Here is a 9,523-nt window from a genome sequence, read left to right as displayed (position 1 = left end):
TCAGCGTCGTCTGGGTCTTTGTGCTGCTCGCCGTATTCTGGCTGATCGGCGCGATCGCCGGCACCGTGTGGTGGCGGCACGGGGTCGAGGCGAAAGGCCGCAACCTGGAGGAGCTGGCGCAGGCGATCGCCGCGCGCGACGGTACCGAAAACGCACCGAAAGAATTGAAGTGGCAAACCGGGACGCGGCTGCCTTCCCCGACCCCGACGCGCTCGACATCCACCGCACAGCACGCCACCACGTCGCCTTCGGCTATGGCGTCCACCAGTGCCTCGGCCAGCCGCTCGTCAGGGTCGAGCTGCAAGTCGTCTACAGCACGCTCTACCGCCGCATTCCGACACTGGCACTCGCGGTTCCGCTGGCGGAGCTGAACTTCAAGGAAGACATGCTCGTATACGGCGTCCACGAACTTCCCGTTACCTGGTGACCCGCCACAACAATAGGGAGCTGGACCGGTGATCGTCGTCTTGACGAAATCAGCTACGCCCCCGGAGCTGAACAGGAAATGAGCTCCCTCGCTGAGCAGATGCAGAAGTTCTGTCTCCAGCTCACGGGTTGCGACCTCTACACACTCGCCTCTCCGGTGAACGGAGTCGATCACTGGAGCGCGGCGGTTCTCCGCTGGTAGTGGTGACGGCGATCGTTGGCGTCAGGAAGAGCTTCAAGAGGCCGACCCGACCCGTGATACTCAGCGGTCAGCTGCCAGAAATTCCTACAATCCGCACCCCGGAGACCTCATGGCCATCAACCTGAGGGAAGTCGGATTCCCCATCCAGGTAAATCAAAATGCCAAGGTCTGGATATTCTGACTCAATAAGCTCGCCTTCAGGATCCGACTGCTCCACTAGCTTAACCTTGAAATCAGCACCCGCGCCGATCATATAGCAACCCAGATAATCGCTCTCTCTTTGGCTTAGCTCAATTTCGAAAAGCGCTCCAATACTTCGGGCGCAGTCTTCCATGGCCACACCGCCAATTCCGAAAAGATTATGCTGAACCATCAATTCTGCCTTTCCCGCGTGCATGCGGGAAAGGCAGGTCGGCCCTGCCCTCCCGCGACCTCAGTTCCTTCATCACCCGCATGTTGCTCCCGGAGCAACAATACTGGCGCTTCTATCCGTTGCTGCATTTATGTCGTTGTAGATCATGAAGTGAACCTCACGCCCACCTGCTTCCGCACTGAGATTATCAGCAAGATCTCGCAGACCCAGCTTGGAAAGCTGCGACGAGTTCAGCGGCCCCGTTCGCGTTCCCCCAGACCTGAGGCCGATGCCAGCCTCCTTTGCCGCATCGAACAGGTCGCTGCCACCAAGAGCAATGTCGTAGTCACTGTGGTCACCGAAGGCCAATCCACTTCGGAAACCAACACCAGTCACGGAGCTCCCCTGGAATGCAGCCGATGTTCCAGAATACCCACCGCCCGCCAATCCACCATTAAGGGTTTCAGCGAAAGCTGAATATGATTCCGGCCCATCAGATCCGTATGGAATTTCCCCACCGCTGTTGTGCACCAGAATCGGCGTACTGCCAGCGAGTACATAGTAGGTGTGGACGGTGTCGATAGTGAGGTTGTAAGTCCGGACAGTCGCAGTGTAACGACGAACGAACGAGACAGCAACGTCGCCGTTGCCGGGCGTGTCGAGTTGATCACCGAACTTGAGGTCAGTGGCGTTGGTCCACGTGTGAGTGGTTACATCCCAGAAGAGGTGATGCGCCGTCGAGGTGATCAGCTTCAAGCCGGAGTAGCTGTCGATTAGACGTCGACAAAGTCGCGATCGATGTCGGTGACGTGCAGAGCGGTAACGACGTGCTGCTGCGTCTTGCCACTGTCGGGCTCAGAGTTCGCGATCTTGTCGCCAACTCGAACCTGCTCGATTGGCTTGCTGGTTCCGTCCGCCATCAACACCGGCGTAGAGCCCACAAAACTGTTGGGGCAGATAGAATGGCCATCCTCTGCGGGTCTGCCGCTCACCTCCCCTGGAGTATCCCCGCCGACTTTGCCAGCGACCTTTCCTGCCAGTCCCTTGACCGCGAGACCGCCGAGGCCTTCCAGCAGGCCGACGAGGCCACCTTCGCCGATACCGGCCAGGATGTTGTCACCAACAGTCGCCTCCAATACAGCAACTACCTCGCAGCCAGCGCGACTGTACCCGACTAACTTACCCGAATTCGGACAAGACTTCACATTTCACAAGTACGACTTCACAATGACTGGTTACAACAGCAGCAAGTTACAACAGCAGCAAGCGAAGATCGACCGGTACGCCAGCCAGCTTGACCTATTCGATTAAATTACCGTTACGGAGTTCCAAAGATCTCCATAATCCTCGCTTGTATAAGATTTGAGATACGCTCCAATTTTCGACGATCCGCCCCCATCTCTACTGCGCGATCGATTTGCCATTCGGTAAATGTCGGCGCAAACCAGACCAACCGAACAAAATCAGAGTGAAGTCGTTCACCTTCCGATATCTCGACAGATTGAAGTAGCGCCAGGAACCCTTCTCCTGCAGCCTCCGAGAAACGACGCGCTCGAAGCATTCCAAAGAATCCCACGTCGGGGCCCCAAGCGCCATCGAGCGCTTCAAGCATACCCGGATCATCATGCCTAGTCATGGCCAGTATCCGATGATCGCATCAGACGGTACTCTACCGAAGATCAACACTTCCTGATCCTTTCGCGCATAAGAATCAACTGAAAGATAGCTCCAGATCACCTCCAGTCGACGCTATCGACATGACATGACCATGCAGCTCAATATCAACTCCAACTAATACGTCAATGGAATTTAAATGTAGGGCTACCTGAGTCACTTCTAGTCCGCCCGTCGGAATATCCCATCCCAGTGAACGGACCAAAAAATCACTCTCGGGCCAAAGGTAACTTGGGAGACGTGAGTCAACTCGATTCTCAACCAACAGGGACCAATCAGTCCAGACCGTAAAGATAATAGAGTCGCCCGCAGGAAGTACAATCTGCAAAGCTTCCGTTACGCCACCCACCGTGGAAATCTTAAGAATTTCATGGACCCTGAGCCCGCGAATCTTCAGCGGATCTAATTCAATTGGGCGAGATTTCACTTTTCCACCTTCGCACACGAGACTTCACCAACGGCCAGGCGAGTCTTCACACGGTTCACGTCAGCGAGGAGATGCATTACTCCACCAACCATTTCCCCTTCGCCCATCGGGAACATTGTAACAAAACTACCATCACCTTTCGTTAGAACCAAGTCGCCACCTTTGCGATAGAACCAGTAGTCGTATCCTCCGCCACCCTCAGGATTCCACGGTCCTTGCCGAACCTCATCCTGACTACTGCGAACTTCCTTGACTCGGTTCACGTACCACGCGCGAGCATCTGGATCGCTAGGGTTCAAAGCATAATCCTTAGAGTGCTTGCCCCACTTCTGCCCCACATTGACATCCGTCATCGCAGGCCTTGGATCATGATGTACCGCAGCACCTGCGCTATCACTCGCGGGTTTGCTGCCCATCTCACCCGGAGTGTCGTCGCCGACCTTACCGGCCGCCTTGGCCGCGATGGACTTAGCCGCGAGACCGCCGAGGCCTTCGAGGAGACCGAGGAGACCGCCTTCGCCGATACCGGCCAGGATGTTGTCACCGTCGACAGCCGCCTGCGCGCCTCCACTAACCGCACCAGCCAACGCACCACAGCCGACCGTCGACAAGCCAGCCGTTTCCGGTGCAGTAACTACCTCACAACCGGCGAACACCGCGATATTCGCGACAACACCGACAAGGTCTTTCCAGCTCGACTTAGACGCCCCATGAGGATGGTAGTAACGCTCACTCTCCCGTAAACCGAGCTCACCCAAAGCCCCCAGCGCCGACGAGTGCCAGTGCCAGTCAATGGCAGCGGACAAGTTGATGCGCTGGAGAACGGGACCGTCCCAGTTCCCGTAGTAGTACGACTCACACGCAGCCATGTCCGAACCGACACACTCGCTGTTCAGTGGCTCCAACCCAGTCGGATCAGGATTGCTCACCGGGTCGCCGAATCCGTAGGCGTAGCCGTTGAGCTGCTGTGGCTTCTCAGCGTCAAGCACCGGGTCAACCGAAGTGAACCGGCCCTGCGTCGGGTCGTAGTCCCGGGCCCCGAGGTGGGTCAGACCGGTGGTGTTCTGGTAGCCCCCGAGATAGCCGTGCTTGTCCGGCCACGTCGACGCCGCGGCCCCGCGGGTCGTGCCGTAGGGGTCTTGCCACCGCTTCGACACCGCGAGGTTGCCGGCGTTCACCGTGGCGTAGGTGGTGCCCTGGTTGTCGTTGAGCAACCACGTCAACCCTGTCGTGGCGTCGAGTTCGGCAACAGGCTGGCCGTTGTGGCTGTATACCCGCTTCCCGACCGCATGGGTGTCACCCGCCGGGACGAACAGCTCGAGATCGCCGACCGTAAGAGTTTCACCGGTCGGGTCTTTGGTGATGATCCGGTTTCCGTCGGCATCGTAGATGTAGGTGCTGACCTTGCCGGCGGCGTCGGTCGCGGAGGCCACGTGCCCTTCGACGTCGTAGGTGAAGGTCTGAGCCGAACCTGTCGGACCCATCGTCTTGGTGTTGCCGGCCTCGTCGTAGCTGTAGCCGGTCTGAGTGGCTCCGGTCGGGCTAGTTGTCGACACGCCCTGCAGGGCGTGCGGCTGGGCATGGCCGTCATCGGGATAGGTCGATGTGCTGGTGGTGTCGCCGCCCGCGGCGTGCTGGACCTGGGTACGAAACAGGCCAGGGTGATCGGCGAGATCGGCGCCTCGGTCGCGCCGGCGATCATCACGTCGGCGCTGCCTTCGCGGATCAGCTCGACAGCGTGACCAACGGAGTCCAGCCCGGACGTACAGCCGGTGGACACGACCGTGGCCGGTCCCTCCGCGCCGGTCGCCCACGCCACCTCGGCGGCGAACGAGCTGGGGACGAAGTAGTTGTACAGGTGCGGCGGCGCGTAATTGTGGTCGACCAGGTGCATCCGGCCGTCGTCGCTGACCACCCGGTACTCCTCGTCCAGCCCCATGGTCGCGCCGACCGCGCTGCCGATGGTCACCCCGGTCCGGTAGGGGTCGATCTCCGCCAGCTCGAGGCCGCTGTCCGCGATCGCCTCCCGCGCGGCCACCACGGCGAACTGCGCCGCGCGGTCCATCCGCCGGATCTCCTGCGGTGACAGGCCGTGCTCACCGGGGGCGAAGTCGATCTCCGCGGCGACCCGCGACCGGTACGGCGTCGGATCGAAGAAGGTGATGCCGCGGGTGGCGGTGCGGCCCTCGCTGAGCAGGCTCCAGAAGTTCTTCAGGCCGACACCGCCCGGTGCGAGGACACCGACGCCGGTGATGACAACACGACGGCTCACTTCGCACTCCAGTGGTAGAAGCGCCGCGCCATCGCGTCGGCGGGCGAGCGCCAGGTCGCCGGGTCGTACGCCTGGATGAACGGTTTGAGGTCCGCGCTGATTCGCACGAACTCAGGTTCGGTCTTGGCCTGCTCGATCGCCTCGCCACCCTCGTCGGTGTCGAAGTCCTGCAGGTGGAAGTACAGGCCCCGGCACGAAAACAGCTGGCGACGGCCAGTGCCCATCCGGTGCGGCATGTCGCTCTCGTCGAACGCGCCGAAGAGCTCGGCGACGTCCCCCTCGTCGCCGGGCGCCATCCGCGCCACGATCAAAGTGCTGTGCATGAGTGCCTCCTTGGCAGTTCTGACAGGTGGTCGGCCGGCTCAGGTGACGCGGCGCTCACTCGGTCTCGCCGAGCCGGGCGCGGGCCGAGTCGTTGCGACGCCCGATCGGGGTGAGGCCGCCGGTGGTGGCCAGGCCCAGCGTGGGCACGTTGCCGTAGATGGACTCGTAGCGGCCCGCCGGCACCACGAAGGTTTCATGCCAGATGCCGACCTCGGAGCTGCGCGAGGCTATCCGGTAAAAGTCGCGCCACGCGCGCCGATGGGTGGTGTCGTGGGCGAAGTCCATCAGCTGCTTGACGCTGCTCCAGTACTGCAACAGCGTCAGCTCGCGCACGCCGTACATCTGTGTGCGGCTGGCCAGCAGCCCGCTGCCGGCCTGCTCGGTCAGCTCCGCCAGCATCGGCGGCAGCGCCCTGATCACCGGCAGCCACTTGCGCACGGCCGTGAGCTTGTTGATACGGATTCCCAGCAGGAACAGCACGACGTCGTCGCTGTTGCCGGTCGTCCACCGTCCGTTGTGGACCTTCTGGCCCATGATTGTCTCCCCGCTCTGTCAGAGGGCCAGGCCGCCGTCGACCTGCAGCACCGATCCGGTGACGTAGCTCGCGGAAACCAGGTAGGACACTGCGTCGGCGATCTCCTCGGCGGCGCCGAACCGGCCGAGCGCGACGTTGCCGCGGGCCTTGTCCCGCAGCGTGTCGGACAGGCCGGCGACCATGTCGGTCTCGACGAAGCCGGGAGCCACCACGTTGGCCCTGATGCCGTACCGGCCGACCTCCTTGGCCATCGCCTTGGTGAAGCCGATGATCCCGGCCTTGGCGGCCGAGTAGTTGGTCTGTGTCGCGTTGCCGGCGACGCCCGCCACCGACGACAGGGTGACGACGCAGCCCGACTTCCGTTTCATCATCGGGAATACGGCCGCTCGGCACACCGAGAAGGTGCCGTCGAGATTGACCTCGATCACCCGGGACCAGTCCTCGTCGGACATCATCACGAGCGGCCGGTCGCGGACGATGCCAGCCGAGGTCACGACAACCTCGATCGGGCCGAAGCCACTCTCGGTCGCGGCGACCCACGCGCGGACCTGGTCGGCGTCGCTGACGTCGACCTGGCTGGACGCCACCCGGACGCCGAGATCGGCGACCTCCTTGGCCAGCGCGTCCGCCGCGCCGCCGTCACTGTGGTAGCAGAACGCCACGTCGAAGCCGTCCCTCGCGAGCCGCAGCACGGCCGCCCGGCCGATGCCCCTCGATCCCCCGCTGACCAGCGCGACGCCGCGTTCTGCGGCGGGCCCGGCGCTCACTGCCCGACCACCGCGGACTCGTCGTACCGGCCGAGCACCACCACGGCGTTGTTGCCGGCGAACGCGAGCCCGTTGTTCTGCACCACCCGCAGATCCGCGGGCACCGACTCGTTGGGCACGCAGTCGATCTCGCACTCCGGATCGGTCTCCCGGTGGTTGATCGTCGGCGGGATGAACCCCTCGGTGATGGCGAGCGAGCAGGCGATGGCCGCGAGCGCGCTGGCGGCGCCCATGGTGTGGCCCAGCATGGACTTCAGCGAGATGACCCGCGGCGGCTTGCCGTCGTAGACCGCACGGATCGCGCGGGATTCGGTGACGTCGTTCATCTTGGTGCCGGTGCCGTGGGCGGAGACCAGGTCGACCTGTTCGGGAAGCACACCGGCGTCGTCCAGCGCCGTGCGCATGCAGCGCTCGATGCTGGACTGCTCCGGCGAGACCGGGTGGTGCGCGTCGCAGCTCAGGCCGTAGCCGAGTACCTCGGCATGGATGCGCGCGCCACGCGCCAGCGCGGACTCCAGGCTCTCCAGCACCAGGACGCCGGCACCCTCGCCGTTCAGGATGCCCTGCCGATCCTTGTCGAACGGCCGGCAGCAGTCGGGGGCGATGGTGCCGAGCCGGTAGAACGCGGTGAAGGACTTGCGGCACATGGCATCCGCGCCGCCGCAGAGCGCGATGTCGGCATCGCCGACCCGGATCGCGTCGAAGCCGTGGCCGATCGCGTAGTTGCCGGCCGAACAGGCGGTGGCCAGTGTGACCGTCTCCGCGTCGGTCAGTTCGAGTTCGTGGGCGACCGCGGCGGACAGCCGGCCGGCCGAGATCCGACCGGCCGTCAGCGGGTCGAGGCTCTCGGGACCGCCGGCGACCCAGTCGGCGGCCAGCCGGTCGGTATCGTGCGACTCGGCGTCGGTGGTGCCGATGGAGATCTGCACCCGCAGGTCGCGCAGCTCGCCCGCGTCGAGGCCCGCGTCCCGGACGGCCATTCTGGCGGCCGCCACGGAGAACTGGCTCGCCCGGCCGAGCTGGTCGACGTCCCAGCGCTCGATCCACTCGTGCGGGTCGAAGCCCCGCACCTCGCAGCCGAGCGAGCGATCGAATCCAGTGGTGTCGAACGCGGTGATGGGCGCGACTCCGCTGCGGCCGGCCCGCAGGCCGGCCGTGAACTCGCCGGCTCCGACGCCGATACTGGAGAACACCCCGAGTCCCGTGATCACCACCCGCTGGGACGCCGGGCGCCGCGTCACGGTGACGGCACGCATCCGGCCACCGGCAAGACTGTCGATACTCACACCGTCACCTCGACTGGGCAGTGGTCAAAGACGACCAAGTTGCGTTGGGGAGCAGCTGCCCCGCAACGTGAGCACGGCGCGCGGAAGCGCGCCATCCCTGACGATCAGATCATCCACAGTGGATTTAACGGGGATGGTCCCGGTCACTCCGCTCCCCGCCGGCGATCGTTGACGGTGGCCGGCGAACCGGCCGGTGGAGTTCGGGAAACCCTTACCGGGCAACCACTGCACCGGATGTTAGGGATAATCTTCTTCGCATCGGCAACGAAGAACAAGAAGCGGCAGCCTACGTTTTCACTAGGTTCTGACCACCGGGTGTTGAGCTGATTTAGAGATCGGTTCGTCAGTGCCCGTGGTCAGTGCCCGGCCGGACCGTCGAGGTCGGCGGCGCGACGGATGGCGGCGGCCAGCGAACCGACCTCGGCGACCACCGCGTCGCCGACCCGGATCCGGCCGCTGAGAAAGGCGTTGTCGCCGAGCACGCGGTCCATCCGCAGCTCGTGGCGCAGCGTGTCGCCTGGATAGACCGGCAGATGGAAGGCGACGTCCTTGGCCAGCGCGAAGACGAGCTTGCCGTCGAGCCGCCGATCGACGGCTCGCATGCTCTCCAGCCAGAGGAAAGCGCCCGCCTGGCAGAACGATTCGAGGATGAGCGACGCCGGATAGGCGAAGTCCTTGCCCTGTGCGGTCTCCGCCATATCGGCGTAACAGGGCTCGCTGCCGGTCACGGCCTTGACCGCCGTCAGGCTCTCGAAGTGGACGATCTCGTCGACGCGGTCCACCAGCAGAATCGGGTGCCGGTGCGGTAGCACCTCGCGGATGCGCGCCTGGTCATGCATCGGCGGGCACCCCGGCCACACGGAAGACCAGCCGCATCTGTGCGGCGCGCACGCCGTCGCCGTTGTGGCACTCGGCCCGTACCATCAGGATTTCGCCGTCACGGACGTACTCGCAGTGCACGCGCAGGGTGTCGCCGGGCACGAGCGACGTGGTGAACCGGACGGACGTGATCGTGGTCAGGTCCGCGTCGAACTCCGAACGCACGGCCTGTGTGACGGACTCGATGATGAACACACCCGGGTAAATGGTGAAGCCGGGGTAGTGGCCGACGAGGTAGGGATCGTCGGCCCGGACGAGCTTGGTAGCGAAGATCTCCGTGTCCGACCGGCGCTCGACGGCGTCCAGCGCGGACAGCGGCCTCGCACGCGACGAGGTTGTCAGTACGTCCATTGTGTCCTCCAGACACGACAACGCCGCA

At 63.6% G+C, this 9,523-nt stretch carries 12 protein-coding genes and 2 pseudogenes; 1 reads left to right on the top strand and 13 read right to left on the bottom strand.

Translation table 11 applies throughout. The features are described from left to right. Nucleotides 1–169: 169 nt before the first annotated feature. Nucleotides 170–427 (top strand): annotated as a pseudogene (locus JWQ81_RS13010) (cytochrome P450); the annotation flags it as partial. Nucleotides 428–695: 268 nt separating this feature from the next. On the opposite strand, the gene JWQ81_RS13005 reads toward JWQ81_RS13010, so the two are convergent. The 13 genes and pseudogenes from JWQ81_RS13005 to JWQ81_RS12945 form a co-directional block, all read right to left on the bottom strand. Then, a complete protein-coding gene (locus JWQ81_RS13005; RefSeq protein WP_297541050.1) occupies nt 696–1,025 on the bottom strand; it encodes a hypothetical protein in 330 nt (109 codons plus the stop codon). A 48-nt stretch (nt 1,026–1,073) separates the two neighbouring features. Continuing rightward, nucleotides 1,074–1,736 (bottom strand): polymorphic toxin-type HINT domain-containing protein, encoded by a 663-nt coding sequence (locus JWQ81_RS13000; RefSeq protein WP_297541048.1) that lies wholly within the window; start codon nt 1,734–1,736, stop codon nt 1,074–1,076. Nucleotides 1,737–1,753: 17 nt separating this feature from the next. Next, nucleotides 1,754–2,116 carry a hypothetical protein gene (locus tag JWQ81_RS12995; protein ID WP_297541046.1) on the bottom strand — a complete coding sequence of 121 codons (363 nt, stop codon included), beginning with the start codon at nt 2,114–2,116 and terminating at the stop codon, nt 1,754–1,756. Nucleotides 2,117–2,298: 182 nt separating this feature from the next. After that, on the bottom strand, nt 2,299–2,592 hold the full coding sequence (locus tag JWQ81_RS12990; RefSeq protein WP_297541044.1) for a hypothetical protein: 294 nt from the start codon (nt 2,590–2,592) through the stop codon (nt 2,299–2,301). Nucleotides 2,593–2,691: 99 nt separating this feature from the next. Then, the gene (locus JWQ81_RS12985) at nt 2,692–3,081 is read right to left on the bottom strand and encodes a hypothetical protein (protein ID WP_297541042.1); all 390 of its coding nucleotides are present in this window, start codon (nt 3,079–3,081) and stop codon (nt 2,692–2,694) included. Further along, the gene (locus JWQ81_RS12980) at nt 3,078–4,637 is read right to left on the bottom strand and encodes an RHS repeat domain-containing protein (RefSeq protein WP_297541040.1); all 1,560 of its coding nucleotides are present in this window, start codon (nt 4,635–4,637) and stop codon (nt 3,078–3,080) included. The genes JWQ81_RS12985 and JWQ81_RS12980 overlap by 4 nt, the downstream gene beginning before the upstream one ends. A gap of 92 nt (nt 4,638–4,729) precedes the next feature. Next, nucleotides 4,730–5,353, bottom strand: a pseudogene (locus tag JWQ81_RS12975) (beta-ketoacyl synthase N-terminal-like domain-containing protein); the annotation flags it as partial. Continuing rightward, complete coding sequence (locus JWQ81_RS12970) at nt 5,350–5,676, bottom strand: TcmI family type II polyketide cyclase (protein ID WP_297541038.1); 327 nt, start codon at nt 5,674–5,676, stop codon at nt 5,350–5,352. The pseudogene JWQ81_RS12975 and the gene JWQ81_RS12970, both read right to left, overlap by 4 nt. A 55-nt stretch (nt 5,677–5,731) precedes the next feature. After that, the gene (locus JWQ81_RS12965) at nt 5,732–6,211 is read right to left on the bottom strand and encodes a DUF4188 domain-containing protein (RefSeq protein ID WP_297541036.1); all 480 of its coding nucleotides are present in this window, start codon (nt 6,209–6,211) and stop codon (nt 5,732–5,734) included. Nucleotides 6,212–6,229: 18 nt separating this feature from the next. Beyond that, nucleotides 6,230–6,979: a 3-oxoacyl-ACP reductase FabG gene (gene fabG / locus JWQ81_RS12960; protein WP_297541034.1), complete on the bottom strand. Its 750-nt coding sequence runs from the start codon at nt 6,977–6,979 to the stop codon at nt 6,230–6,232. Beyond that, entirely contained in the window at nt 6,976–8,235 is a 1,260-nt protein-coding gene (locus JWQ81_RS12955; protein ID WP_297541057.1) for a beta-ketoacyl synthase, read from the bottom strand. Before JWQ81_RS12955 ends, fabG begins: the two co-directional genes overlap by 4 nt. A gap of 386 nt (nt 8,236–8,621) precedes the next feature. Next, nucleotides 8,622–9,104 (bottom strand): beta-hydroxyacyl-ACP dehydratase, encoded by a 483-nt coding sequence (locus tag JWQ81_RS12950; RefSeq protein WP_297541032.1) that lies wholly within the window; start codon nt 9,102–9,104, stop codon nt 8,622–8,624. Then, nucleotides 9,097–9,495 (bottom strand): hypothetical protein, encoded by a 399-nt coding sequence (locus JWQ81_RS12945; RefSeq protein WP_297541030.1) that lies wholly within the window; start codon nt 9,493–9,495, stop codon nt 9,097–9,099. The genes JWQ81_RS12950 and JWQ81_RS12945 overlap by 8 nt, the downstream gene beginning before the upstream one ends. Nucleotides 9,496–9,523 lie beyond the last annotated feature (28 nt).

The organism is Amycolatopsis sp., from assembly GCF_025464955.1.
GTDB lineage: Bacteria > Actinomycetota > Actinomycetes > Mycobacteriales > Pseudonocardiaceae > Amycolatopsis.
The sequence above is the reverse complement of the archived record's forward strand: the minus strand, read 5'-3'. Positions and strand labels throughout refer to the sequence as shown.

Coding starts and splice junctions, on each gene's coding strand:
- JWQ81_RS13005 (WP_297541050.1), bottom strand. CDS start 1,025: ATGCACGCGGGAAAGGCAGAATTGATGGTTCAGCATAATCTTTTCGGA.
- JWQ81_RS12990 (WP_297541044.1), bottom strand. CDS start 2,592: ATGCTTGAAGCGCTCGATGGCGCTTGGGGCCCCGACGTGGGATTCTTT.
- JWQ81_RS12970 (WP_297541038.1), bottom strand. CDS start 5,676: ATGCACAGCACTTTGATCGTGGCGCGGATGGCGCCCGGCGACGAGGGG.
- JWQ81_RS12965 (WP_297541036.1), bottom strand. CDS start 6,211: ATGGGCCAGAAGGTCCACAACGGACGGTGGACGACCGGCAACAGCGAC.
- JWQ81_RS12955 (WP_297541057.1), bottom strand. CDS start 8,235: ATGCGTGCCGTCACCGTGACGCGGCGCCCGGCGTCCCAGCGGGTGGTG.
- JWQ81_RS12950 (WP_297541032.1), bottom strand. CDS start 9,104: ATGCATGACCAGGCGCGCATCCGCGAGGTGCTACCGCACCGGCACCCG.
- JWQ81_RS12945 (WP_297541030.1), bottom strand. CDS start 9,495: ATGGACGTACTGACAACCTCGTCGCGTGCGAGGCCGCTGTCCGCGCTG.